The organism is Actinokineospora diospyrosa (assembly GCF_024171925.1).
Taxonomy (GTDB): Bacteria; Actinomycetota; Actinomycetes; order Mycobacteriales; family Pseudonocardiaceae; genus Actinokineospora; species Actinokineospora diospyrosa.
Genome location: NZ_JAMTCO010000007.1, coordinates 84,267 through 109,959, shown reverse-complemented (window position 1 = coordinate 109,959; position 25,693 = coordinate 84,267). Strand labels below are relative to the sequence as shown.

The window sequence follows — 25,693 nt, the reverse complement described above, 5'->3', positions numbered from 1 at the left end:
AGCAGGGATGTTTCACGTGGAACCGACGGCGATCGCCCGGGCCGCCGGGGAGGTGCGCTGACGATGACGCAGCCCTCCCCCGCGTCCGTCGCCGGGTGGACGCCGATAGCGGAAGAGGCCGCCCGGGCTACCCGGGTGAAGCACCCGGACAAGATGTTCCCCCGCCCCACGCACCGCCGGGTCATCACGGTCGCCAACCAGAAGGGCGGCGTCGGCAAGACGACCTCCGCGGTGAACCTGGCCGCCGGGCTCGCCCTGCACGGGCTGCGCGTCCTGGTCATCGACCTCGACCCGCAGGGCAACGCCAGCACCGCGCTCGGCGTCGAGCACCGCTCCGGCACCCCCTCGGTGTACGAGGTGCTGCTCGGAGAGGTGAGCCTGGCCGAGGCCGCGCAGATGAGCGACCAGTCGGACCGGCTCTACTGCGTGCCCGCCACCATCGACCTCGCCGGTGCCGAGATCGAGCTGGTGTCGATGGCGGCCCGGGAGTCCCGGCTCAAGGAGGCGCTGTCCGACGAGGCGCTGGACGTGCTCGACCCGGACTACGTCTTCATCGACTGCCCGCCCTCGCTCGGCCTGCTCACGGTCAACGCGATGGTCGCCGCGCAGGAGGTGCTGATCCCGATCCAGTGCGAGTACTACGCGCTGGAGGGGTTGAGCCAGCTGCTGCGCAACATCGAACTCGTGCAGGCCCACCTGAACCGGTCGCTGACCGTCTCGACGATCCTGCTCACCATGTACGACGGCCGGACCAAGCTCGCCGACCAGGTGACCAACGAGGTGCGGCACCACTTCGGGGACACGGTGCTGGCCACGGTGATCCCGCGCAGCGTCAAGGTCTCGGAGGCGCCTGGGTACGGGCAGTCCGTCCTCGCTTACGATCCCGGTTCCCGCGGCGCGATGAGCTACCTCGACGCCGCGCGTGAAGTTGCCGAACGAGGAGCGGAGGCGCCCCGATGAGTGGACCAGCCGGACGCAAGGGCGGGTTGGGGCGCGGACTGGCCGCGCTCATCCCGCAGGGGCCGCCAACCGGCGTGCCGACCGGTGGGCTGTCGTTGCCCAGTCCGGCGGCGCGCAACGGCGACGCCGTCGACCCCGCGCCCGCCCCCGAGGTGGTGGCAGGCGCGGTGTACCGGGAGATCCCGACCGCCGCGATCAAGGCGAACCCGAAGCAGCCCCGCCAGGTCTTCGACGAAGAGGCGTTGACCGAGCTGGAGCACTCGATCCGCGAGTTCGGGCTCATGCAGCCGATCGTGGTCCGCGAGCTCGGCGGGGACAGCTACGAGCTCGTCATGGGCGAGCGGCGGCTGCGCGCGTCGCAGCGGGCCGGGCTGGACCGGATCCCGGCGATCGTGCGGCAGACCGCCGACGACGCCATGCTGCGCGACGCGCTGCTGGAGAACATCCACCGGGTGCAGCTCAACCCGCTGGAGGAGGCGGCCGCGTACCAGCAGCTGCTGGACGAGTTCGCCGTGACGCACGAGGAGCTGGCGAGCCGGATCGGGCGCAGCAGGCCGGTCATCACCAACACCATCCGGCTGCTCCGGCTCCCGCTGCCGGTGCAGCGCCGGGTCGCCGCCGGGGTGCTCTCCGCCGGGCACGCCCGCGCGCTGCTCGGTCTGGACGAGCCGGGGTCGCAGGAGGAGCTGGCGACCCGGATCGTGGCGGAGGGGTTGTCGGTGCGGGCGACCGAGGAAGCGGTCACCCTCGCCAAGGGCGCTCCCCCGGCCAAGCCGAAGCAGGCGCCGCGCAAGCCGATCCACGCGCCGGGGTTGCAGGACCTGGCCGACAAGCTGTCGGACCGGTTCGACACCCGGGTCAAGGTCGAGCTCGGCAAGCGGAAGGGCCGGATCGTGGTCGAATTCGGCTCGGTCGACGACCTCGAGCGGATCGTCGACATGATGGCGGAAAATGGGATAAATCAGGCATGAATCCGGTGCAGGCAACCACACCAGGTCGATACGTCACGGTGACGGACGCCGAAAACCGGGTTCTCAGCGGGTGATGGCGCGGTCGACCAGTCCGGCGTAGATGGCGCCGAGCGAACGACCCGCCGCCTCCGCGGCCATCGGCAACAGCGAGGTCTCGGTCAGTCCGGGCGACAGGTTCACCTCGAGGAAGTAGACCTCGCCGGTCGCGCTCACCACCGCGTCGGTCCGCGACACATCGCGCAGGCCGAGCAGCTCGTGGGCGGACACGGCGAGCTCGGCGACCTTGGCCGCGACCGCGTCGTCCAGCCGGGCGGGCGTGTGGAAGGTGGTCAGCCCGGCGGTGTAGCGCGCGGTGTAGTCGTAGACCCCGGACGCCGGGGCGATCTCGACGGCGGGCAGTGCCTCCGGTCCCCCCGGTCCGTCGACCACGGTCACCGCGACCTCGACGCCGTCGATGAACTGCTCGGCGAGCACCGCGTCGCTGTAGGCGAGCGAGCCGACCATCGCCGTCGGCAACTCGGCGGACGAGCGGACGACCTGCGCGCCCAACGCCGACCCGCCCTGGTCCGGCTTCAACATCAGCGGCAGCCCCAACCGCTCGACCATCGCGTCCAGCACCGGCTGCGCCCCCAGCTCGCGGAACGCGCTCTGCGGCAGCACCACCCAGTCCGGCGTCAGGATCCCGGCGCGGCGCAGCTCGGCCTTGGCGGTCGGCTTGTCCCAGGCCCGCCTGCAGGTCCCGGCGTCGGTGCCCACGTACGGGATGTCCAGCAGCTCCAAGATCGTCTGGATGGAGCCGTTCTCCCCCTCGCCACCGTGCAGCGCGATCACCACCGCGTCCGGCCGGTGCTCGCGCAGTCGCGGCAGCAGGCTCGAGTCGGCGTCCCACTCCTCCACCGTCAGCCCCACCTGCCGCAGCGCCGCCGACACCCGTCGCCCGGACCGCAGCGACACGTCGCGCTCGTGCGACAAGCCCCCGGCGAGGACGGCAACCCAGCGGTCGGACACGGTGTTCTCCCTTGTGAAGGCACAGCTCGATCGCGGCGGACCCGAAGGTACACCGCGGTGGTCAGGGGCCTATCGGCTCGATGGGGTGGACTTCCTTTGCGTGGGTGGCGCCATCAGCAAGCACGCGCGCGAGGGAGGGCCGTCTTTTCCGGCCCCGCACAGGAGGTTCACCCCATCGAGCCTGAGCGTCAGGCGGTGTCTGGGGTGGGGGTTTGCGGGCCGGACAGCGAGCGGCTGGCGGTCGGGCCGAACGTGCGCAGCAGGTCCAGCTCCTCGGCGAGCACCCCGGCGAGCCTGCGCACCCCCTCGGTGATCCGCTCCGGCGGCGGGTAGCAGAACGACAGGCGCATCTGCCTGCTGCCGAACCCGTCGGCGTAGAAACCCGTTCCGGGGACGTACGCGACCCGGGCGGTCACCGCGCGTGGCTGCATGGCCTTGGTGTCGACGCCCTCGGGGACGGTCAGCCACACGAAGAACCCGCCGTCGGGCTTGGTCCAGGTGCAGCCCGCGGGCATGTACTGCGCCAGCCCGGCCAACAGCGCGTCGCGGCGGTCCCGGTACATGGTCTGGAAGGACTTGATCTGGCCCTTCCAGTCGTGCGTGGCCAGGTAGCGGGACACGACGAGCTGGTTCAACGTGGGCGGGCACAGCGCGGCCGACTCGGCGGCCAGCACCAGCTTCTCCCGCACCGCGTGCGGTGCCAGTGCCCAGCCGACCCGCAGGCCCGAGGCGAAGGTCTTCGAGAACGACCCCAGGTAGATCACGTTGTCGGCGTCCATCGACCGCAGCGCCGGGTAGACCTGCCCGTCGAAGCCCAGCAGGCCGTACGGGTTGTCCTCGATGACCAGCACGTCGTGGCGGGCGCAGATGTCGAGCACCTCGGCCCGGCGCGCCACGGCCAGCGTCACGCCAGCGGGGTTGTTGAAGTTCGGGATCGTGTAGAGGAACTTGACCCGCCGCCCGGCCTGGTCGGCGGCGGCCAGTGCGGCCCGCAGCGCCTCGGGGACCAGACCGTGCTCGTCCATCACCACGTGCCGCACGTCAGCCTGGTAGGAGGCGAAGGTGCCCAGCGCGCCGACGTAGGACGGGCCCTCGGCGAGCACGATGTCACCCGGGTCGATGAAGATCCGGGTCACCAGATCGAGCGCCATCTGCGAACCGACGGTGACGACCAGGTCGTCCGGGTGGCCGGTGACCCCCTCCAGGGCCATGACCTCGCAGATCTGCTCCCGCAGCAGCGGCACGCCGTGGGCGGAGCCGTACTGCAGCGCGACGAGCCCCTCGTCGGCCACGATCGAGGCGATCTGGTCGGAGAGGAAGTCCAGCGGTAGGGCTGCCAGGTTCGGCATGCCGCCTGCCAGCGACACCACCTCGGGCCTGCTCGCCACCGCGAAGAGTGCTCGCACCTCGGATGCCGTCATGCCCTCTGCCCGGGCCGCGTACCGGCCGAGGTGCGGGTCGAGACTGCGGGAGCCCGGTCTGTCGGGCAGGTGTCCGGAGGTGCTCATGGGTGACTCCCAGGGGGTGGGCCAGCCAAAACAGTGTAACCAGAGGAGTGACTTACCCCTGAGATTGCGGTCTGCGGTTCCGGCGCAGGTCACATCGCCCTATCCTGGTCAGCGTAACTCGGCGTCCTACCCCCTGCGGGCGCGCGACAATTCCGCAAGCACGGGAGGTGGGGTGTCCCGACGCGTCGTCGGCGTCACGCTGGACAACCTTGAGCACCTCCCCAAGCACTGCCGGGGTTGTGTCTACTGGGAATTGGCGCCACACCTCAAGGAGCAGGCGGAGGAGTTCGGTACCACCGAACTCGAGAAGGAAGCCTGGGTCTCCAGCGTTCTGCTCGACTGGGGCTCCTGCGGTCGGGTCGTCTACAGCGACAAGCTCCCGGTCGGTTTCGTGCTCTACGCACCGCCGAACGCGGTTCCCCGCGCCTCCGCCTTCCCGACCGCCCCGGTCAGCGCCGACGCGGTCGTCCTCACCGGCTTCCACGTCCTCCCCGAGTTCCGCGGCGGCGGCCTGGGCCGGATGCTCGTCCAAGCCGTGGCCAAGGACCTCACCCGCCGCGGCGTCAAAGCCATCGAGGCCTTCGGCGACGCCCAGCCCGACGAGGACCGCTCCTGCGTCGTCCCCGCCGACTTCCTCACCAGCGTCGGCTTCAAGACGGTCCGCCCGCACCACCGCTGGCCCCGGCTCCGCCTCGAACTGCGCACCGGCATCACCTGGAAGGAAGACGTCGAGGCCGCCCTCGAACGCCTCCTCGGCACCGTCTCCATCAGCACCGCCTCGCCGATCCTCCAGCGCTGATCCCCGCTCCTCGACCAGGTGAACTTCCGCCGCTTCGGGCTGCGCGGCTGCCGTTTGCCCAGGTCGCGAGTTATCCACAACCCATTCGGTCATCCACAGCTTTTCGCCGACCCCCTTCGCGGGCCTGAGACCGGGTAGACTGGCACCGGGGACGCCCCCCGTGGTGTGGTGGGGGGCGGGGGTTCGCGGGGAGGGCCTCCGTTTGGTGGGTTGGCCGCCGGTTGTGTGGCTTGAGCTGGGGATGTGGCGGGCGTTGTTGGTGCTGGCCCGGCGGCATTGTCCGTCGCCAGCAAGGGCACCTCGTGAGGGGTCGCACGCACTGGCGCGCTAAGCGGCGGTGTTTGGGGCTACCGGCGTTGGTCGTCGCGGGCGTGCTCGGGGTATGTGTGGCCGAAGGTGGGCTCGCCTCGGAGGTGGCGTCCAAGGCGGCACCTTGTCGCTTCCCTTGCCTGCGGTGGGCTCGACGGGCGAGTTGGTCGTCTGTGGGCGTCGCGACTGTGGCGGTGAGTTTGGCTCCCGCGCGAAATCGGCTTGCGTCAAGCCTTGGAACGCCGGAATCCAGCGTCTCTACTGGGTGAACTCCGGCCTTGGTGGCCCGGTGGGCGCCTGTTTGCCCAGGTCGGAGTTATCCACAACCCCAGCGGCCATCCACAGCTTTTCGCCGAGCCCCCGCCGACCCCCACTCACCGATAGACTGGCATCGGGGACGCCCCCCGGAGAGGGTGGGGGCTGGGGCCGGGACGGCGCCGGGGGCGGCGGGGTGGGGAAAGCGTTTGCGACGGGGTGGGTTATTCGGCTTTGGCCAGCTCGTGGGCCAGGACGTCGGCGAAGGAGAAGCTGCCGGTGGGTTGGTCGTTCTCGCCCAGGAGGTAGAGGCGTTTGACGGCCACGACGATGCCCTCGGCCACGACGTCGCGGAAGGCGGGGTCGGAGAGGCGGGTCCGGTCCTCGGTGTTGGTGAGGTAGCCGATCTCGACGCGGACGGCGGGGCAGCGGGTGAGGCGGAGGAGTTCCCAGGTCTTGGGGTGGGTCCCGCAGTCGCGCATGCCGGTGCGCTTGGTGAGCTCGCGCTGGATGAGGCCCGCCATGGCCTCGCCCAGGGTCGAGGTGGCGCCGTGGCCGGAGCCGAAGTGGAAGCAGGCCAGGCCCTGGGCCAGCGGAGAAGCGTTGCTGTCCGAGTGCAGCGAGAGCACCAGGTCGGCGCCCGCTTCGTTGGCGAACTGGGCGCGGGTCGCCTCGTCCGGGCACTGGTCGGGGCCCCGGGACAGCAGGGCCTCCATGCCGGTGGCGACCATGCGGCCTTCCAGCCTGCGGGCCAGGTCCCACATCAGGTCCGACTCGTTGACCCCGTCGACCGAGACGCCGGTGTCGTGGGCGCCGTGGCCGGGGTCGATGACGATGCGCTTGCCGGTGAGGCGGGGGCCGGAGCGGCGGGCGTGCTCCTGCTCGCGGAGCAGGACCGGGCGGCCACCCCGGGCGCGGGGGGAGAGCTGGCGCAGGGCGCGGATGGTCTCGGGGCCGCAGATGCCGTCGACGGTCATGCCGTAGTCGCGCTGGAAGTTGCGCAGCGCGGCCTCGGTCTGGGCGCCGAACACCCCGTTCGGGCGACCCGCGTCGTAGCCGAGTTCGAGCAGGCGCTCCTGCAGGGTGGCCACGTCGTCGCCGGTGATCGGGGCGGAGACCAGGTACGCCAGGGGACGGCCACCCAGCTGGTAGGTGGCGTCGCGCAGGGCGCGGTAGGTGGCCGGGCCGATGAGCCCGTCGGTGATCAGGCCGCGCTGCTGCTGGAACGCGCGGATGGCGTGCTCCACCGCGTGGTCGAACTGGTCGGTGATCCCGCTGACCGGGGGCAACAGGCCCAACGCCGCCAGCGTGGACCGAACTTCGGCAACGGCCGGTCCCTCATCGCCGCGGCGCAATACCCGCATGCACCCCTCGCTCTCGTCTCGGGCACCGGATGGTTCCGGTGCGCGGCCCGACAGGTCACCCATTGTGCCTTGCCGGTCTTGCCGTCCCCCGCAGGGATGGCGGGTGGGTCGTCCGAATACGCGAAAACCGGGGCTTCGCGTCGCCTAACGAGACGCACGAGCCCCGGTTCCGGGTTGCCTGACTAGCCCAGGTAATCCTCGAGGTCCTTGAGCAGCAGCGCCTTGGGCTTGGCGCCGACGATCGTCTTCACGGCGCGGCCGCCCTGGAACACCATCAGGGTGGGCACCGAGAGCACCTGGTAGTCGCGGGCGGTGCCCGGGTTGGCGTCGATGTCCAGCTTGGCGACGGTGATCTTGTCGGAGTACTCGCCCGCGATCTCCTCCAGCACCGGGGCGACCATCCGGCACGGGCCGCACCAGGTGGCCCAGAAGTCGACGATGACGGGCTTCTCGCTCTGCAGCACGTCCTCGACGAACGACTTGTCGGAGACGGTGACGGTGTTACCAGCCATGTTGAGGGCTCCCCTGGATCGGTGGGTGTGGGATGGGGGGTCAGTTGGCGCCGGGGCCGTAGCCGCCGCCGACGAGCTCCGCGGCGACCTCGGCCTCGGCGGTGCCGTGCTCGGCCAGCCAGCGCTCGGCGTCGATCGCGGCCGAGCAGCCGGACCCGGCGGCGGTGATGGCCTGCCGGTAGGTGTGGTCGACCAGGTCACCGGCGGCGAACACGCCGTCGACGTTGGTGTAGGTCGTGCGCCCCTTGGTCTGCACGTAGCCCGCGTCATCCACGTCGACCTGGCCGGCGACCAGCTGGCTGCGCGGGTCGTGGCCGATGGCGACGAAGAAGCCGGAGACCTCGAGCGTCGACTCGGCGCCGGTTACGGTGTCGCGCAGCCGCAGGCCGCTGACCTTGCCGTCGCCGAGCACCTCGGTGACCGCGGAGTTGAGCTGCCAGCGGATCTTCTCGTTGGCCTTGGCCCGCTCCAGCATGATCCGCGAGGCGCGGAACTCCTCGCTCCGGTGGATGATCGTCACCGTCTTGCCGAAGCGGGTGAGGAACAGCGCCTCCTCCATGGCCGAGTCACCGCCGCCGACGACGGCGATGTCCTGGTCGCGGAAGAAGAAGCCGTCGCAGGTCGCGCAGGCGGACACACCCCGGCCGAGCAGCTCCTGCTCACCGGGCACGTTCAGGTAGCGCGGCGCGGCACCCATGGCCAGCACCACGGCCTTGGCGGCGTAGCGGGTGCCGTGCGCGACGACGTACTTGACCGGGCCGTCGAGCTCGATGGTGTCGACGTCCTCCGCGCGCAGCTCGGCGCCGAAGCGGCCCGCCTGGGCGCGCATCTGCTCCATCAGGTCGGGACCCATGATCCCGTCGCGGAACCCGGGGAAGTTCTCCACCTCGGTGGTCGTCATCAGCGCGCCGCCGAACTGCGAGCCCTCGAACACCAGCGGCTCCAGCTGGGCGCGGGCCGCGTAGACGGCCGCCGTGTAGCCCGCTGGGCCGGAACCGACGATGATCAAGTTTCGGATCTGGTCCGCTTCCGCAGGCATCTGCCCTCCATCGACCTTCGCCGGACGGGGCCGCCCGGGCACACTGCTTGTCAACGCGATCGTATGCGCCGCTTGTTCCTGGGGTTCGTGGTGATGGCCCGCACGGATGCCGCACCCACCACGCGAAGATGGCCCCGCCTGCTGGGCGGGGCCATCTCGGGGTCAGCTGATCAGCGGCCGATCGTGCCCTTGAACAGGGCGGTGCAGTCGGGTTCGACCACCAGGACCTGCCAGCGCTTGGCGTCGCCCGGCACCAGGAGCAGGGTGAACACCGCCGACTTGCCGTCGAAGGTGACCGGCGCGACCCCGATCGGCGCGGTGTTGTCGGTGAACTGGTTCTCGCTCAAGCAGCGCTTGAGGCCCGCCTCGTCCTTGAGCGGCCCGTAGTCCTTCTTGCCGAGGATCCTGGGCGCAGCCTCGCCGACGTTGCCGCTGCTCACCGCGAGCGGGGTGTTGGCGTCGCCCGCGGTCGGAGCCGGTTCGGCGATGCCGCTGGTCTCCTGGGTCTTGGGCAGCACCCCGTAGCCGATCGCCACCGCGGCGGCCGCCGCGGTCAACAAACCGACACCCCAGGCGGTGCGCCTGCCCCGCTTGCGCCTGGCCTCGGCCAGGTCGACCACGGGTGCGACGCCGGGCCGGGGCGGGTCCTGGACGGCGACGCCGCCGAACGCGCGCTGGGCCTCGGCGCCGAGAGCCGCGTCCAGTCGCGCTGCGTAGTGGGCAGGCATCGGCTGGACCGGGCCCGCGCCGAGCTCACCGAGGCCGACCCGGACCGACTCCAGCGCCTCGACGACCGCCCTGGCTTCGGGGTCGGTGTTGACCCTGGCCCACAGCCGGGAGCTCTGCGCGGGGTCCAAGACACCCGCGTGCAGGTCCGCCAACAGGTCGACCGACCATGGCGGCCCGTCGGGGGCACCGCCCCGAGGCTCGTCCGTCATCGTCCCTCCCAGTGGCGCCTGTGCGGCAAGTCTTGACCGTCTGCGACAGCGCCACCTGGGACGTTCGCATCTGCATCGGGGTTCCGCAGATGTCCGAGAACTTTCGCCAACTTGGCCCGGCCGCGCGCGCACCGGGATTTGACGGTGCCCTCCGCGATGCCGAGCAGCTTGGCGGTCTCGGCCACCGAGTAGCCCTCGACGTCCACTAAGACGATCGGCACCCGTTGATCCTCGGAGAGCTCGGCGAGCGCGGTCTGCACGACCAGGCGCGTCTCCCGCTCGGCCATCGCGTCGCGCGGGGTGACCGGTTCACCCGGTCCGGCCTCGGGCAGCGCGACGGTCGGTCGGGCCTGCCTGCGGCGCACCCGGTCGAGGCACGCGTTGACCACGATCCGGTGCAGCCAAGTGGTGACCTGGGACTCGGCGCGGAAGGACCCGGCGGCGCGGAAGGCGGAGATGAACGCCTCCTGCAGCGCGTCCGCGGCCTCCTCCGGGTCGCGCAGCGTGCGCAGTGCGACGGCCCACATCCGGTCACGGTGTCTGCGCACGAGTTCGGCGAATGCGTGCTGGTCTCCCGCGGCGTGCGCCGCGATGAGGTCGGCGTCCGAGCTGGCTGCGGCAGTCACCCGGACAGCGTATAGGGCGGTCGCCTTACCGCTGAAGCCTGCGTCGACCAGGCAAGACCGCTCACTGGGCGCGGACGAAGCCGATCTCGGTGATCTCCGAGACGTTGCCATCGCCGAGGGTGGTGATCCAGATCAGCAGGTGCTGGGTCGGCTCCGCGCGGTCGAGTTGCAGCCGGTTCTGGCCCGCTTGCAGGGTGGCCTTCCCGATGACCTTCGTCTCATCCAGGCCGGGCTTCTCCGACGGCGCGGTGCGGATCTCGACCACGGTGCCCGCGCTCGGCGAGTCGATCACGACCTCGGCGAAGGGCACCGGCTCGGCGAAGGCGGCCATGATGCCGACGCCGGGCTTGAGCGCGGGGAACGGCTGCTGGTACTTGTCGGTCTTCCACGAGGTCTTCGGGTCGCCGTCGACCGCCCGGTTCGCCCGGCGCGGGCTGTCCGGGGTGCCCTTGACGTTGAAGACCTGCACGCCTGCGGCCTGGATCGGCTGGCCGGGGTTGGGCGGCTTGGGGTTGTTCTCCGCGTTGCCCGGTGCGGTGGCGACCACGGTAGGGCCACCGGCGCTGGGGGCGTCGTCGCCGAAGAAGCTGATCAGCTGCATGCCGACCCAGGCGAGCACGCCGACGGTGGCCACGGCAAGAGCGGTGACCCCGATCGCCAGCTTGCGGCGCTTAGTGCGGTCGTTGTGCGGGCGGCGGGTCGTCCACACCGCGCCGTCTTCGTCTACCTCGTCCTCGGTGTCGTCGGCGATCGCGGCGATGCTCTGGGTGGCGTCCTCGTTGAGCCTCGCCCGCTCCAGGACCTTCAGCAGGCCCGAGCTGGTGCGGATGCCCCCGGTCGCGTCGTCGGTCAGGCTTCGCACGGCAGCCGAAGACAGCTCATAGGGGATGTACGGGAAGAGGGCGCGCGGCGGGATTACCTGGCCATCTGCCGCCAAGGGCGCGTGCGGCAGGCCGGGGGCACTGCGCAGCGGCCACTTACCGGTGAGCAAGAGGTACAGGATCGCGCCGAGGCCGCGCACGTCGTCTTGCAGTGTCGCCTCGGGCAGCGGGCCGGGGAAGGACAGCCGCAGCACACCGTCGGGGGTGACCCGGACCCGCTGCGGGTGGTCCACGCCGAGCACCATGCCCGAGTGGTGGGCCAGCTCCACGGCGGCGGCCAGCGGCTCGAGCAGCCGGGCCGCGGTCGAGGGCGGCAGCGGGTGTTCGGCGATCACGTCGACCAGGTCGGTGCCCTGCGACCAGTCGGCGACCACGATGCCGAGCAGGCCCTCGGTCGGGCCGATGCCGTTGCCCGGCCCGAGCACGTCCAAGACCCGAGAAGTACCCGGGTGGGTGATGCGGGCGGCGTGCATGGTCCGCTCGAGCATCTTGCGGGCGGCACCGGCCGCCTTGGCGTCGGCGGGGTCGCCGACCAGCAGCGTCAGCCCGACGTCGCGGCGGAGTTGGTTGTCCTGGGCCCGCCACAGGTGGGCGTTGACCCGCTCGTCGAACCCGAACTCGGCGAGCAGCCGGTACCTGCCGTCGCCGACCGCGCTGCCGGGGACGAGGAAGCCGGGCCTGGCCTGTGCGCCAGCCGCTCCCTCGCCCGGCGCGCCCGCCGGGTACTCGGTCCGCCTCGTCGTCACCACTCTCTCCACCTGCCGTTCCAGCTCCGAGCCTACGTGAACTCGGCGGGCCACCGGTGACGGAGCGGGTCAGCCCCTGCGCACCAGTCGGGTGATTCGGCTGGTCGCGGGCTTCAACTCGGGCACCTTCAGCGCGACGAGCACACCGAACGCGACCAGGCACGCCACCGGGCCGAGCACGACCACGTTCACCCACGCGGTGACCAGCGAGTCCACCTCGGGCAGCAGGAGCCCCAGCCCCCACGCCGCGCCCCCGCCGACCCCACCGGCGAGCACGCACACCGCGATCACCTTGACGATCTTCTTGCTGTGCAGGTTCCCCAACCGCACCCACAACCACATCTGGCCGAGCACCGCGCCGACCACGAAGGTCAGCGAGTTGACCAGCAGCACCCCGACGACCACCTGGTCCGGGCGGACCAGTGCGCCGCACATGTACAGCAGCGGGATCTTCACCACGGTCATCACGATCATGATCAGGGTCGGCGTCCGCGCGTCCTTCATCGCGTAGAACACCCGCAGCTGCAGCATCACCAGCGCGTAGGGCAGCAGGCCGAAGGCCGAGAACGCCAGCGCGTGCCCGAGCCGCTGCGCCTGCTCGATGTCCGCCTCGCCCGCGCCGAAAAGCGCGACGCCGAGCGCGGCGCCGATGATCGTGAGGACCGCGCTGATCGGGACCAGCATCACCGCGGAGAGCCTGCTGCCGGTGGACAGGTCGTCGACCAGCCGCTGGGTGTCGCCGTCGGCGGCCGCCTTGCTCATCCGGGGCAGGATCGCGGTGAGCAGCGAGACCCCGATGACGCCGTAGGGCAGCTGGAACAGCAGCCAGGCGTTGGAGTAGATCGACACGCCACCGGCGGCGGCGACGGTGAGCACCCGCTGGGTGATGACCATGCCGACCTGGCTGATCGCCACGTAGCCCAGGATCCACAGCGCCAGCCCGCCGAACTCGCGCAGCCGGGCGTCGATCCCCCAGGTCCAGCGGAACTTGAAGCCGGTCCGGCGCAGCGCGGGCAGCAGCACCACCGCCTGCACGACGATGCCGAGCGTGGTGCCGATGCCCAGCACGAGCAGCTTCGGGTCGCCCATCCGCACCGGGTCCAGCGAGATGTCGCCGGGCAGCGCCCAGTAGGTGACCAGCGTCGCCAGGATCACCAGGTTGTTGACCACCGGCGCCCACGCGGTCGGGCCGAAAACCTGCTTGGCCTGCAGGATCGCCGAGAGCAGCGCGAACAGGCCGTAGAACAGGATCTCCGGCAGCAGCAGGTAGGCGAACGCGGTGACCAGCTCGGGGTTGGCCTTGCCGGTGGAGTCGTCGACGTAGACCGCGGTGAACAGCGGGGCGGCGGCGACCGCGAGCACGGTGCCGACGGCCAGACCGGTCATGCCGACGGTGAGCAGCCGGTTGGTGTACTCGGCGCCGCCGTCGTCGTCCTTCTGCGAGCGGACCAGCAGCGGGACCACGATGCTGGCGAGCACGCCGCCGAGCAGCAGCTCGAAGATGATGTTGGGCAGCGTGTTGGCGATGGTGAACGAGTCGGTGGCGACGTTGATGCCGATCAGCCAGGCCATCACCATCTTCCAGCCGAAGCCGGTGATCCGGCTGACCAGCGTGGCGATCGCCATGGACCCGCTCGCCTTGGCCAGCGACGGCGTCGACCCGCCCGCGGGCTCGCCCTTGGTCACAGTCGCCGTCCCGTCCATCAACCCGTCCCTGCCCTGAGCCCGGCTCAGAGGTCGCTCTCGGCTGCCGCCCTGGCCCGCCCGGCCGCGCGGATCCGGCGGACCAACCGCAGACCCACGAGCAGCACCAACACACCGGCCGCCGTTCCGGTGACCGCGATGGTGATGCTGCCGTACGAGGTCGAGTTCAACTCCAACCGGGACGACTTACCGAGCAGGGTCCCACTGTCGGTGGTGAGCCAGATGGTGACGGTGAAGCGGCCGGAGCGGGTGACCTCGGCGGGCAGGTAGCGCGGGATGCCCGCCTTGGCCGGGATGCGCACGACCACGGCCTCCTCCGGCTTGAGCCCGGGGGTGGCGCCGACGTTGATCTTCGCGCGGACGGTGACCGGGAGGCCGTTGGTGATGAACACCGGCAGCGGGCTGTCCTTGGAGGCCAGCGACAGCGGGCGCCCCGGGTCGGTCACCGACACCTGCGCGAGCAGGGCGTTGAGCTGGTCGGTCACCGCGCTGGTGGCCCGCTTGGCCCGCTCTGGGTCGCCGCGCCAGGCGCTCGACCCGGCCCGGACCAGCGCGTAGCGCATCGGCTTGACCAGGTCGGCCGGGTCGACCTGGCGGGTGTCGTCCTCGAAGAGCACGTTCTCCACCAGGTCCCGCTGCACCGCGTCGACCTTGGCGATCTCGGCGGTCGCCGGGGCGGGCACCTCGGCGGCGCTGTCGGTCGCCGAGTACTCCAGCGCGCCAGCCGTGCCGTGGTCGGGACCGCTGACCAGGCCGTCGAGGCCGAGCGGGTCGATGAACCCCTGGCTCTCCAGCGACCACATGGTCTGCAGGAACACGGTCAGCTCGGCCGCGGTCGCGCTCCACCGGCGCGGCGGGGCGACCAGCACCGGCTGACCCGGGGTGGTCTGGAAGCCGCCGCGGAAGACCAGGGTCGCCAGGCCGTTCTGGATGGACGAGGTCTTCACGCCGGAGTCGTCGACCGGGGTCTTGGGCGCCAGCGAGGACGCGACGAGCTGGTCGTACGGGATCGCGCGCAGGTTCGTGCCCAGCGCGTAGGGGAACTCGCCCGCTGCGTCGCGCACCCGGGTCGCGTCGGCGATGACCGTGGTGCGCCCCCTGGCCGCGAGGGTCGCCAGGGTGCGGCTGTCGAGGGTGCCGCCGTCCGGCCAGATCGTGCTGGTCAGCGGCTTGGTGCCGAGGATGGCCTCGACCGAGGCCGTCTCACCGAGGGCGATGTCGACCAGGCTGCCGGTGTTGGCGCGCGACAGGGCGGCGAGGTCGACATCGGCGTAGGGCAGCGCGATCACGCACTGGCCGCGGGTCAGCTCCTTCACCCGGTCGAGCCAGAGCTGGGCGGTCCGAGCGCCGCTGCCCTGGAACACCGAGCCGTCGGCGGCGCGCACGAGGTACCCGGACGACATCTCCACGACGGTGGCGAGCAGGTCCGGGTCGATCACGAAGCACAGCGACCGCAGCGCCGAGGCGTTCTCGGCTGCCGCGTTGCGCACGGTGTCGACCAGGGTGAACAGCCGCCCGCTCGACAGCGACGCTGCGAGGCCGTCGTCGGCGAACACGGTGCGGCTGCCGTCGGTCGGGGTCTCGACCCGGCGTGGGCGCTCGTCGATAAGAGGCCACAGCACGCCGAGCTGGGTGGGTTCCGCGGGCGGCACGGCAGGCCCGCCGCCGGGAACGGCCAGCACCGGCAGCAGCGTGCTTAGCGCGCCGACTCGTTCCGCACGGCCGTAGTCGGGTACGCCGTTGAAGTTGAGGACCAGCGGGTAGACGCCGCGCTTGTCCAGCTTGAGCGCGCCCTTCTCGGCGCTGACCGGCACGGTGATGGTGAACGCCGCGCTCTGCCCGCGGTCGAGCGCGGCGGTGATCGGCTGGAACGCCGAGCTGACCAGCGGGCGGCTCACCGCGTCGGTGCGCTGCGGTTCGGTGAGCGCCGCGCGCAGCCCGGCCTCGGTGTCGAGCACCTCGCCGCGCTGTAAGCGGACCTCGATCTTGTCCACTCGGCGGTCACCCGAGTTGGTGATGCGTCCGCTGATGGTCACCGACTGGGTGGTCGACTCCACCACCCGCGGCGCCAGTTGGTCCAGGTCGACGCGCAACCGCGTCGCTGCCTCCGCCGCGGCGGGTTGGCCGGTCAGCGGCGCGCCGAGCACAGCGCAGACGGCGGCCAGCGCCGCGAAACCGGCGCGGCGCAGTCGAGTGGTCACGGCTTCTCTCCAGGCATCGGGTCAGGCCCGTCCAACTTCTGGTAGGTCTCGCTCAACCGGATCGGGTGAGAGCGGATGCTCGGAGAGTAGTTGCCTGGCCTTGCGGACCAGACGGCGCTCGTCGGCATAGGCGAGCCGGTCGTCCAACTCCTCGAGCGCCACCCACGCGACCTCGGTCACCTCCAGGTCTTCGTCGGACAGCTCGAAAGAGTAGGCCCGCAGCAGGAAGTGGTGGACGGTTTTGTGGATCCGCTTGGTGCCGTCGGCGATGAACCAGTAGTCGATGGTGCCGAGCGGGCGGATCACCTCCCCGTCGATGCCGGTCTCCTCGGCGACCTCGCGCACCGCGGTCTGCTCCGGGGTCTCCCCCGGTTCGATGTGCCCCTTGGGCAGCGACCACAGCAACCGCCCGCGCCGGTCGAGCCGCCCGATCAGCGCGACGGTGTGCGTGGCCGGGTCGACGACCAGCCCGCCTGCCGAGGTCTCGTCCACCGTGGTCAACCGGCGGCCGCGTCGGCGGAACCGGCGCCCGGAGCGGGCACCTCGGGACCTGCCGGACGACGGGGGCATGCTCGCGATGGTAGTGCGAACGGCTCAGCGGGGACGGGCGTGAGACCCGGGGCGCGGCGCAGCGGTTACGCTCGTCCACCGTGTCTCGAACGTCCGCCACCACCAATGCCGCGCGCAACGCCGTCGTCGAACTGCTGCGGGTCTCGCCGGTCGCCGATGACCTCGCCACCCGCTTCGCCGCCGCGGGGCACCGGCTCTACCTGGTCGGCGGCAGCGTCCGCGACGCCATGCTGGGCAGGCTGGGCAACGACCTCGACTTCACCACCGACGCCAGGCCGCCGGAGATCATGAAGATCATCACAGGCTGGGCGGACGCGATCTGGGACACCGGCATCGCGTTCGGCACGGTCGGCGCGGCCAAGCACGGCGCGCAGTGCGAGATCACCACGTTCCGCTCCGACGCCTACGACCGGGTCAGCCGCAACCCCGAGGTCCGCTTCGGCGACTCCATCGAGGCCGACCTGGTGCGCCGCGACTTCACCGTCAACGCGATGGCGATCGACCTGTCGACCAAGCAGTTCATCGACCCGCACAACGGCCTCGACGCGCTCGCCAACCGCCTGCTCGACACGCCAGCCACCCCGCAGGAGTCCTTCGCCGACGACCCGCTGCGGATGCTGCGCGCCGCGCGGTTCGTCAGCCAGCTCGGCTTCACCTGCGCGCCCCGGGTCATCGCCGCGCTGCACGACATGGCCGGGGAGATCGAGCGGATCACCGCCGAGCGGGTGCAGGCGGAGCTGTCGAAGCTGATCTGCGGCGCGCACGCCCGGCTCGGCGTCGAGCTGCTCGTGGACAGCGGGCTGGCCGCGCACGTGCTGCCCGAGGTGCCCGCGATGCGGCTGGAGATCGACGAGCACCACCAGCACAAGGACGTCTACGAGCACTCGCTCGTGGTGCTCGACCAGGCGATCGCCCTGGAGCAGGACGGCCCGGACCTGGTGCTGCGGCTGGCCGCGCTGCTGCACGACATCGGCAAGCCCGACACCCGCAGGCACGTGCCCGGCGGCGGCGTGAGCTTCCACCACCACGAGGTCGTCGGCGCCAAGCTGGTCCGCAAGCGCTTGCGGGCGCTGCGGTACTCCAAGGAGATCACCGAGGACGTGTCCCGGCTGGTGTTCCTGCACCTGCGCTTCCACGGCTACGGCAAGGGCGAGTGGACCGACTCGGCGGTGCGCCGCTACGTCACCGACGGCGCCGAGCTGCTCCCCCGGCTGCACAAGCTGGTCCGGGCCGACTGCACCACCCGCAACCGGCGCAAGGCCAGCGCGCTGCAGCGCACCTACGACGGGCTCGAGGAGCGCATCGCCCGGATCGCCGCCGACGAGGACCTGGCCCGGGTGCGGCCGGACCTCGACGGCAACGAGATCATGCGGCTGCTCGACATCCCGCCGGGCCCGCTGGTGGGCAAGGCCTGGTCGTTCCTGAAGGAACTGCGCCTGGACCAGGGGCCGCTGGAGTACGACGACGCGGTGGCCGCGCTGCTGTCCTGGGCGCGCGCCCAGGGGCTAGGCGCGGCTGGCCAGGGCGAAACCGGCGAGCCCGACGAGGTAGCAGGCACCGGCGGCGAGGACCAGCCCGGGTGATGCCCCGTCCGGCGCCACGACCAGCGCGGCCAGGGCGACCGAGACGACCTGGGCCACGTTGACCAGGGTGTCGTAGAGGGCGAACACCCGGCCGCGCAGCTCGTCGCCGATGTCGCGCTGCACGGCCGCGTCGACGCACAGCTTCACGAGCTGGCCCGCGAAGGAGATCAGCAGGGCCGCGATGAGCGTGGTCGGCATGGTCAGCGGCAGGCCGAACCCGACGATGGAGACGCCACCGAGCAGCAGGCCCGCGGCGAGGGCGCGGCGCCTGCCGATGGCGGCCACGATCCGGGCGGTGACCAGGCCCGCGAGCAGGATGCCGACCCCGACCAGGGCGATGACCTGGCTCAGCCCGCCCAGACCCGCCTCGAAGCGGAACCGGGCGAGCAGCACGGTCAGCAGCAGCGCGATGCCGAACGCCGTCCGGTGGGCCAGCAGCGCGACGAACCCGGCGAACACGGTGGGCGTCTTGACGGCGGCCCTACCGCCGTCGAACAGGCCGCGCGCCACAGCGACCATGGTCTGCGGGGGCTCGTCGACCTCGTCGGGTCCGAGCGCGCCTTTAGCGAACCGGATCGCGAACCAGGCCGACCCGGCGGAACCGAGGCACGCGACGGCGGTAGTGATACCGGAGCCGATGTTGTGATCGCCGAAGATCGCCCTTAGCCCTACCGCGCAACCCGCGCCCAAGACGGCGATGACAGCGCCAAGAGTCGTCGCCAGCGCGTTCGCTTCGACCAGATTGCGGATCGGGACAACGTGCGGGAGCGCCGCAGATAGACCCGAATTGATGAACCTGCTGACTCCGATGGTGACTAGAGCCAGCGTGAACAGGGTTGTCCCGCCAGCCCCTGCGGCCACTGATAGCGCTGCCGTGAAGATGAGCGCCCCACGCAGGATGTTCGCGACTACAAGGACGCGGCGGCGGTCCCACCGGTCCAAGAGCGCGCCCGCGAAGGGGCCGATCAGGGAGTACGGCAGCAGCAGCGCGGTGAACCCGGCCGCGATCGCCAACGGGTCGGCCTCGCGCTCCGGGTTGAACAGCACGGCGCCCGCGAGCCCCGCCTGGAACAGGCCGTCGCCCCACTGCGCGGAGAACCTGGTGAACAGGAGCCTGCGGAACCCGTCGCGAGCCAGGAGCGCCCGCGGCCCGATCCGGGCGTGGTGGGCCTCGTGCTCGGGGTCAGTTCGGGCCGTGCTCACGACGGCTGAGCCTATAGGGATGGGCGGCCCCCGAAAGGGCCGCCCATCGCTGGCCGACACCCGGTCGCCTCACGGCGAGTTGCGCGACGTGGCTCCAGCCGAGCGGTATTCCACGAAGGCGGTTCTAGTTGAGCCCGGGGGACACGAAGGCGCCGACCGCTGTATCCAACGCGCGGACCCGCCGGGATGTTCCCGGGTTGGCAACTCCGGTCCCGGCGGTCCCCTTCCGGATGGGATCATGTCGTCGTGCCGTCCGATGTCGACGTCGAACCGGGGACGCTGCTGGTAGCGGCGCCCAGCCTGCTCGACAGCAACTTCCGCCGCACCGTGGTCTACGTGATCGATCACCGCGGCGAAGGCACGCTAGGCGTGGTCTTGAACCGACCGAGTGACGTCCCGGTGGACGACGTGCTCCCGAACTGGGGCCCGCATGTCACCCAACCGGGTGCGGTTTACGTGGGTGGACCGGTCGAGCAGAAGACCGCCCTCTGCCTCGCCGCCATGCGCACCGGCGTCGCCGTCGACGGCGTCCGCGGCCTGATCGGCGTGCGGGGTCCGGTGGCCCTGGTCGACCTGGACGCCGATCCGGACGCCCTGGCCCCCAAGTTCCGCGGCCTGCGCGTGTTCGCCGGTTACTCGGGCTGGGACGTCGGCCAGCTGGCAGGCGAGATCGACCGCGGCGACTGGATCGTGGTCCCCGCCCTGCCAGGTGACGTGGTGGCGCCCGCGGACGAAGACCTCTGGGGCCGGGTCCTGCGCCGCCAGGGCATGCCGCTGGCGCTACTGGCCACGCACCCGGGCGACGTCCGGGAGAACTGATGTCACGCCGGACCCGCAGTGATCGACACTGCCGGTGTGGCCGACCTCGGTGAGCTGACCCCGTTCGAACAGGCGGTGGTCGACGCCGCCCGGAGCGGGGCGGCGGTCGACTCGCCGCCCGGGGAGCTGCGGGCGGAGTTGATCAGGCAGTTGCTGCTGGGGGTGCACGGCGAGCTCGACCCACGGGGTGTGCGGCTCGAGCTCGCTACGGTCGTCGGACTGGTGGACCTAGACGACATCCGAACACTGACGCGGCTGGTCATGCGTCATTGCGTGATCCCGGAAGGGGTCTCATGCAGTAATGCCCACCTGGGCGAAGTCGACTTCTCGCACAGCCACCTGAAAGGGCCTTAGCCGGAGTCCGAGTCGGCGCGAATCTGTTCCTGCGCGAAGGCGTCGTGACTGCGCGCAGTCCCAAGGGGGGCGCTGCGCCTGTTCAACGCCGACATCGGCGGCGATTGCTACTGCAAGCGCGCCGACGTCACCAATAGCGACGGCCGCGCCCTGAACGGTGATCGGCTACGGGTAGGCAGCCACTTCTTCCTCAGTGACGCGACCGTCCATGGCAACGGGGACTCTGCGGCGATGTGGTTGCTCGGTGCGACCGTCGGCGGTCAGGTGGACTTGCAGGGGCTCTACGCGTGGATAACCAGCGTGGGCCGCTCGTATCGCTCAGCAGGAGGACTTGCGGCGGCGTGCGCCCGAGGCGCTCGGGGGGCGGCTGGCGAGGTGGCGGCACCGGCTGTGGGGCTGGCTGGGCAACTACGGCTACCGCGCACACCGGCTAGTCGTCGCCCTTGTGGTCGTGCTCGCCTTGGCTGGGACGCTGGGGTACGTCGCTGGCCAGGTGACCACTCGGCCGGGGCACCTCGCGGCCGAGCGCGTCCAGCAAGTGGGTGTGCCGTGCTCGACCGCCGAGTTGATCGGTCTCGGCATCGACCGCGGGCTACCGCTCGGCGCCACCGGGCTGCGGGCGCGCTGCGACCTGGCCACCGACACCCGCTGGGGACAGCTGTTCACCTACGTGCTGTGGGTGCTCCAGGCGCTGGTTTGGGGCTTGGCCACGCTCGCCGTCGCCGCCTACACGGGTCTCGTGCGCAAGCCGACCTAGGAGCGGGTCAGCACGTCGCAGGTGCCGCACTGGCAGCCGGCGCAGCCAGCGGGCAGTGCGGGCTTGGGCTCCGGCACGGCCTCGGCGGCCCGGTTGCCCAGGACGCCCGCGGCCAGGGTGATCACGGCGAGGCCGACCACCGCGATGACCGACACCGTGAGGACCGCGGCCGTGCTCTCCAGGGCGAAACCCGCTGCCGCGCCGACCACCCCGACCAGGCCCGCGACCAGGGTGGGCAGGCCCGCGACCTTGTTCGCGGTGCGGAACGCCTCGGGGCTGCGCAGGGTCGCGGGGGTGCGGACGCCGCCGAAGCGGTTGCGAGGGAGGCGCTCGGTGAGGCCGAGGAAGCCCAGGACGAGGAGCGGGAGGCCGGCCACCAGGGGCGCGAGCGGCACGAGGTTCACGTCCAGATGGTAAGAGGTCGTCGAAACGCCACACGGCGGACACCCTGGTGCGGTGTGCTACTCGTCATGTCTCGCGCCTCAGCTGCTCTCTGCGCCGCCGCCGTCGCGGCAGCCGTGCTCGCCGTGCCCGCGCAAGCCCACCCGCAGAAGGTCCGCCTGATCGGTGAGCGGATCGTGCCCAACGCGCTGGTCTTCCAGGGCACCACGGTCGGTGGCCTCTCCGGCATCGACCGCGATCCGCGCACCGGCGGGTACGTCCTGATCAGCGACGACCGCTCGGACCGCCAGCCCGCCCGGTTCTACACCGCACGCATCGACGTCACCGCCACCGGCGTCGGGCCCGTCGAGTTCACCGGCACCAGCCCGTTGCTGCGGCCCGACGGCAAGACCTACCCGCCGCTGTCGACCGGGGACGGCACCACCGTCGACCCCGAGGACATCCGGGTCGACCCGTGGACCGGGGACTACACCTGGAGCCAGGAGGGCGACCGCCGCCCGAACCTGCTCATCGACCCGTCGATCCGCACCGCCGAGCGCGACGGCAGGTTCGCCCGCGAGCTGCCGCTGCCCGCGAACCTGAAGATCACCGCTGACCGGGGGCCGCGGCAGAACCTGGTCCTGGAGGGCCTGACCTACGCCGCCGCGGGCAGCCTGGTCGTCGCCGCGGTCGAGGGGCCGTTGCTGCAGGACGGCCCGGACGCCACGCCCGAGCACGGCGCGCTGACCCGGATCGCGGTGCAGACCCGGACCGGTCACCAGCTCGCGCAGTACGCGTACCCGGAGGAGCCGGTGTTCGCCAAGCCGACCCCGGCCACCGGTTTCGCCGCCAACGGCGTCAGCTCGATCCTGGCCGTCGACCCGCTGGACCCGACCCGGTTCCTGGTCGTGGAGCGCGCGTTCGTGACCGGCGTCGGCAACAAGGTGCGCGTCTACGAGGTCGACACGACGGGCGCGACCAACGTGGCGAACCGGGACCTGGCCGACCCGACCGGGGTGCGGCCGGTGCGCAAGCGGCTGCTGGTCGACCTCGCCGACCTCGGGCTGTCTACTGTGGACAACATCGAGGGGATCGCCTGGGGGCCGCGGCTGCGCACCGGCGAGCGGTCGTTGCTGCTGGTCAGCGATGACAACTTCAGCGCAACCCAGGTCACCCAGGTGGTTGCACTCGGGGTCCGGCTCTAGCCCGTCGGCGAAATGACGTGGACCGGGTGGGGTAAACTCGTGCTATGAGCACGGCCCGCCTGCTCCTTAGTCAGCCGCGCTGACCACACGGTTGGTGAGCGCGGCAACCCTCCATGCCCATCGGGCCTGGGGGGTTTTCGCTTTCGTGGGGCAGGACCGGGACTAGAGCGCGAGAGGGACGTTTCCACCATGACTGACGAGCAGCCGAGCCACCGGTACAGCGCGGCGCTGGCAGGCCGGATCGAGCGGCGCTGGCAGGACCACTGGGAGCAGCACGGCACCTACCACGCGCCCAACCCGGTCGGGCCGCTGGCGGGCCCGGTGCCCGAGGACAAGCTGTTCGTGCAGGACATGTTCCCGTACCCCTCCGGCGCGGGCCTGCACGTCGGGCACCCGCTGGGCTTCATCGGCACCGACGTCTTCGCGCGCTACCACCGGATGAACGGCCGCAACGTCCTGCACACGATGGGCTTCGACGCCTTCGGCCTGCCCGCCGAGCAGTACGCGGTCTCCACCGGTCAGCACCCGCGCAAGACGACCGAGGAGAACATCGGCAACTACATCCGGCAGATCCGCCGCCTGGGCCTGGGGCACGACGAGCGGCGCCGGATCTCCACCATCGACCCGGAGTACTACCGGTGGACGCAGTGGATCTTCCTGCGCATCTTCAACTCCTGGTACGACGCCGACGCGGGCAAGGCGCGGCCCATCGACGAGCTGGTCGCCCAGTTCGACTCGGGTGAGCGGGCGACCCCGGACGGCCGCGCGTGGGCCGAGCTGTCGCACGCCGAGCGGCAGGGCGTGCTGAACGAGCACCGGCTGGTGTACCTGTCCGACGCGCCGGTGAACTGGGTGCCCGGCCTGGGCACGGTGATCTCCAACGAGGAGGTCACCGCGGACGGGCGCAGCGAGCGCGGCAACTTCCCGGTGTTCCGGCGCAACCTGCGCCAGTGGATGATGCGGATCACCGCCTACGCCGACCGGCTGATCGACGACCTGGACCGGCTGGACTGGCCGGACAAGGTCAAGGCCATGCAGCGCAACTGGATCGGCCGCTCGAACGGCGCCCGGGTGCGCTTCGGCGTCGGCGCGCAGCAGGTCGAGGTCTTCACCACCCGGCCGGACACCCTGTTCGGCGCCACCTACGTCGTGCTGGCGCCCGAGCACCCGCTGGTCGACGTGATCGCCGCCGCGGCGTGGCCGTCCGATGTGGACAGCCGGTGGACCGGCGGCGCGGCCGACCCGGGCGCGGCGATCGCGGCGTACCGGCGCGCGGCGTCGTTGAAGTCCGACCTGGACCGCCAGGAGAACAAGGAGAAGACCGGCGTCTTCACCGGCGCGTACGCGACCAACCCGGCCACCGGCGCCCAGATCCCGGTGTTCATCGCCGACTACGTGCTGATGGGCTACGGGACCGGCGCGATCATGGCCGTGCCCGGTCAGGACCAGCGCGACTGGGACTTCGCCACCGCGTTCGGCCTGCCGGTCGTGCGCACCGTGCAGCCGACCGCCGGGTTCGACGGCGAGGCGTTCACCGGTGAGGGGCCCGCGATCAACTCCGGGTTCCTGGACGGGCTGGGCATCACCGAGGCCAAGGCCCGGATCATCGACTGGCTGCAGGAGCAGGGCCACGGCCACGGCACCATCCAGTACAAGCTGCGCGACTGGCTGTTCTCCCGCCAGCGCTACTGGGGCGAGCCGTTCCCGGTGGTCTACGACGCCGACGGCACCGCGATCGCGCTGCCGGAGAGCATGCTGCCGGTGGAGCTGCCCGAGGTCGACGACTACTCGCCGAAGACCTTCGACCCCGAGGACGCCGACACCGTGCCGTCCCCGCCGCTGTCGCGGGCGACCGAGTGGGTCGAGGTCGAGCTGGACCTGGGTGACGGCCCCAAGACCTACCGCCGCGACACCAACACCATGCCCAACTGGGCGGGGTCGTGCTGGTACCAGCTGCGCTACGTCGACCCGACCGACGGCGCCCGGTTCGTCGAGCCGGAGAACGAGCGCTACTGGCTGGGCCCGCGCTCCCCCGGCGACCCCGGCGGCGTCGACCTGTACATCGGTGGCGTCGAGCACGCGGTGCTGCACCTGCTGTACGCCCGGTTCTGGCAGAAGGTGCTGTTCGACTTGGGCGAGGTCACCGGCGAGGAGCCGTACCGGCGGCTGTTCAACCAGGGCTTCATCCAGGCCTTCGCCTACACCGACGAGCGCGGCGTGTACGTCGACGCGTCCGAGGTCGTCGAGAAGGACGGCAAGTTCTTCTACGACGGCAAGGAGGTGCGCCAGGAGTACGGGAAGATGGGTAAGAGCCTGCGCAACGTGGTCACCCCGGACCAGATGTGCGAGACCTACGGCGCCGACACCTTCCGGATGTACGAGATGTCGATGGGGCCGATGGACGTCTCGCGGCCGTGGGCGACCAAGGACGTCGTCGGCGCGCAGCGGTTCCTGCAGCGGGTGTGGCGCAACCTGGTCGACGAGGAGACCGGCGCGCTGCGGGTCACCGAGGTCGAGCCGGACGAGACCACGCTGCGCGCGCTGCACAAGGCGATCGCCGGGGTGCACGAGGACTACGCGAACCTGCGCTACAACACCGCGGGCGCGAAGCTGATCGAGCTGAACAACCACATCACCAAGACCTTCCCCGACGGCGCGCCGCGGTCGGTGGCGGTTCCGCTGGTGCAGATGCTGGCGCCGCTGTGCCCGCACATCGCCGAGGAGCTGTGGGAGAAGCTGGGCGGCGTCGAGTCGCTGGCGCACGGGCCGTTCCCGGTCGCGGTCGAGCGCTACCTGGTCGAGGACACGGTCGAGTACCCGGTCCAGGTCAACGGCAAGGTCCGCGGTCGGGTGACGGTTGCGGCGGACGCGTCGCAGGACGAGGTGAAGGCGGCAGCGCTGGCGGACGAGAAGGTGGCCGCCGCTGTTGGCGGTGCCACGCCCAAGAAGTTCATCGTGGTGCCGGGGCGGCTGGTGAACATCGTCGTCTAGAGCGGTCGT

22 protein-coding genes are annotated in these 25,693 nt (G+C 71.2%); 9 read left to right on the top strand and 13 right to left on the bottom strand.

The features are described 5' to 3' along the window. The first annotated feature begins 63 nt into the window (after positions 1-63). Positions 64-960, top strand: a complete 897-nt coding sequence (locus LV75_RS14305; protein ID WP_253887381.1) for a ParA family protein — start codon at positions 64-66, stop codon at positions 958-960. Then, on the top strand, positions 957-1,931 hold the full coding sequence (locus tag LV75_RS14300) for a ParB/RepB/Spo0J family partition protein (protein WP_253887380.1): 975 nt from the start codon (positions 957-959) through the stop codon (positions 1,929-1,931). Before LV75_RS14305 ends, LV75_RS14300 begins: the two co-directional genes overlap by 4 nt. 63 nt (positions 1,932-1,994) lie before the next feature. Here the strand turns inward: LV75_RS14300 and LV75_RS14295 are convergent, their stop codons facing one another. Together LV75_RS14295 and LV75_RS14290 are read right to left on the bottom strand one after the other, a co-directional pair. Next, positions 1,995-2,939, bottom strand: coding sequence for a D-alanine--D-alanine ligase family protein (locus LV75_RS14295; protein ID WP_253887379.1), 945 nt, complete (start codon positions 2,937-2,939; stop codon positions 1,995-1,997). A 188-nt stretch (positions 2,940-3,127) separates the two neighbouring features. Then, on the bottom strand, positions 3,128-4,447 hold the full coding sequence (locus LV75_RS14290) for an aminotransferase-like domain-containing protein (RefSeq protein WP_253887378.1): 1,320 nt from the start codon (positions 4,445-4,447) through the stop codon (positions 3,128-3,130). A 172-nt stretch (positions 4,448-4,619) separates the two neighbouring features. On the opposite strand from LV75_RS14290, the gene LV75_RS14285 reads away from it, so the two are divergent. After that, on the top strand, positions 4,620-5,246 hold the full coding sequence (locus LV75_RS14285; RefSeq protein ID WP_253887377.1) for a GNAT family N-acetyltransferase: 627 nt from the start codon (positions 4,620-4,622) through the stop codon (positions 5,244-5,246). Positions 5,247-6,034: 788 nt separating this feature from the next. Here the strand turns inward: LV75_RS14285 and LV75_RS14280 are convergent. The 9 genes from LV75_RS14280 to LV75_RS14240 all read right to left on the bottom strand — a co-directional run bounded on the left by LV75_RS14280 (position 6,035) and on the right by LV75_RS14240 (position 16,391). Next, on the bottom strand, positions 6,035-7,174 hold the full coding sequence (locus LV75_RS14280) for an N-acetylmuramoyl-L-alanine amidase (RefSeq protein ID WP_253887376.1): 1,140 nt from the start codon (positions 7,172-7,174) through the stop codon (positions 6,035-6,037). A 182-nt stretch (positions 7,175-7,356) separates the two neighbouring features. After that, positions 7,357-7,686, bottom strand: coding sequence for a thioredoxin (gene trxA / locus LV75_RS14275; RefSeq protein WP_253887375.1), 330 nt, complete (start codon positions 7,684-7,686; stop codon positions 7,357-7,359). Between the two features lie 40 nt (positions 7,687-7,726). Beyond that, complete coding sequence (gene trxB, locus LV75_RS14270; protein ID WP_253887374.1) at positions 7,727-8,725, bottom strand: thioredoxin-disulfide reductase; 999 nt, start codon at positions 8,723-8,725, stop codon at positions 7,727-7,729. A 170-nt stretch (positions 8,726-8,895) separates the two neighbouring features. Continuing rightward, entirely contained in the window at positions 8,896-9,663 is a 768-nt protein-coding gene (locus tag LV75_RS14265; protein ID WP_253887373.1) for an anti-sigma factor family protein, read from the bottom strand. Then, a complete protein-coding gene (gene sigM / locus LV75_RS14260) occupies positions 9,660-10,289 on the bottom strand; it encodes an RNA polymerase sigma factor SigM (protein ID WP_253887372.1) in 630 nt (209 codons plus the stop codon). Before sigM ends, LV75_RS14265 begins: the two co-directional genes overlap by 4 nt. A gap of 61 nt (positions 10,290-10,350) precedes the next feature. Further along, the gene (locus LV75_RS14255) at positions 10,351-11,916 is read right to left on the bottom strand and encodes a protein kinase family protein (RefSeq protein ID WP_253887371.1); all 1,566 of its coding nucleotides are present in this window, start codon (positions 11,914-11,916) and stop codon (positions 10,351-10,353) included. Between the two features lie 69 nt (positions 11,917-11,985). Continuing rightward, positions 11,986-13,620 carry a murein biosynthesis integral membrane protein MurJ gene (gene murJ, locus LV75_RS14250; protein WP_253887370.1) on the bottom strand — a complete coding sequence of 545 codons (1,635 nt, stop codon included), beginning with the start codon at positions 13,618-13,620 and terminating at the stop codon, positions 11,986-11,988. A gap of 26 nt (positions 13,621-13,646) precedes the next feature. Next, the gene (locus LV75_RS14245; RefSeq protein WP_253887369.1) at positions 13,647-15,821 is read right to left on the bottom strand and encodes a DUF6049 family protein; all 2,175 of its coding nucleotides are present in this window, start codon (positions 15,819-15,821) and stop codon (positions 13,647-13,649) included. A 21-nt stretch (positions 15,822-15,842) separates the two neighbouring features. Continuing rightward, a complete protein-coding gene (locus tag LV75_RS14240; RefSeq protein WP_253887368.1) occupies positions 15,843-16,391 on the bottom strand; it encodes an NUDIX hydrolase in 549 nt (182 codons plus the stop codon). 80 nt (positions 16,392-16,471) lie between these two features. Between LV75_RS14240 and LV75_RS14235 the strand changes: the two genes are divergently transcribed. Further along, the gene (locus LV75_RS14235) at positions 16,472-17,974 is read left to right on the top strand and encodes a CCA tRNA nucleotidyltransferase (protein ID WP_253887367.1); all 1,503 of its coding nucleotides are present in this window, start codon (positions 16,472-16,474) and stop codon (positions 17,972-17,974) included. On the opposite strand, the gene LV75_RS14230 is transcribed toward LV75_RS14235, so the two are convergent. Then, positions 17,897-19,177, bottom strand: coding sequence for an MFS transporter (locus LV75_RS14230; protein WP_372504173.1), 1,281 nt, complete (start codon positions 19,175-19,177; stop codon positions 17,897-17,899). The two genes, LV75_RS14235 and LV75_RS14230, sit on opposite strands and share 78 nt — an antisense overlap. A gap of 246 nt (positions 19,178-19,423) precedes the next feature. Here LV75_RS14230 and LV75_RS14225 point away from each other — a divergent pair, with 246 nt between their 5' ends. From LV75_RS14225 to LV75_RS14215, 3 genes are all read left to right on the top strand, one after another. Further along, positions 19,424-19,996 carry a YqgE/AlgH family protein gene (locus LV75_RS14225; protein WP_204449633.1) on the top strand — a complete coding sequence of 191 codons (573 nt, stop codon included), beginning with the start codon at positions 19,424-19,426 and terminating at the stop codon, positions 19,994-19,996. A gap of 36 nt (positions 19,997-20,032) precedes the next feature. After that, positions 20,033-20,350, top strand: coding sequence for a hypothetical protein (locus tag LV75_RS14220; protein ID WP_253887366.1), 318 nt, complete (start codon positions 20,033-20,035; stop codon positions 20,348-20,350). A 331-nt stretch (positions 20,351-20,681) separates the two neighbouring features. Beyond that, positions 20,682-21,107, top strand: coding sequence for a hypothetical protein (locus LV75_RS14215; protein WP_253887365.1), 426 nt, complete (start codon positions 20,682-20,684; stop codon positions 21,105-21,107). On the opposite strand, the gene LV75_RS14210 is transcribed toward LV75_RS14215, so the two are convergent. Next, positions 21,104-21,511, bottom strand: coding sequence for an SdpI family protein (locus LV75_RS14210; RefSeq protein ID WP_253887364.1), 408 nt, complete (start codon positions 21,509-21,511; stop codon positions 21,104-21,106). The two genes, LV75_RS14215 and LV75_RS14210, sit on opposite strands and share 4 nt — an antisense overlap. A 66-nt stretch (positions 21,512-21,577) precedes the next feature. On the opposite strand from LV75_RS14210, the gene LV75_RS14205 reads away from it, so the two are divergent. Beyond that, the gene (locus tag LV75_RS14205; protein WP_253887363.1) at positions 21,578-22,693 is read left to right on the top strand and encodes an esterase-like activity of phytase family protein; all 1,116 of its coding nucleotides are present in this window, start codon (positions 21,578-21,580) and stop codon (positions 22,691-22,693) included. 189 nt (positions 22,694-22,882) lie between these two features. Next, positions 22,883-25,684 carry a leucine--tRNA ligase gene (gene leuS / locus LV75_RS14200; protein ID WP_253887362.1) on the top strand — a complete coding sequence of 934 codons (2,802 nt, stop codon included), beginning with the start codon at positions 22,883-22,885 and terminating at the stop codon, positions 25,682-25,684. The last annotated feature ends 9 nt before the right edge of the window (positions 25,685-25,693 follow it).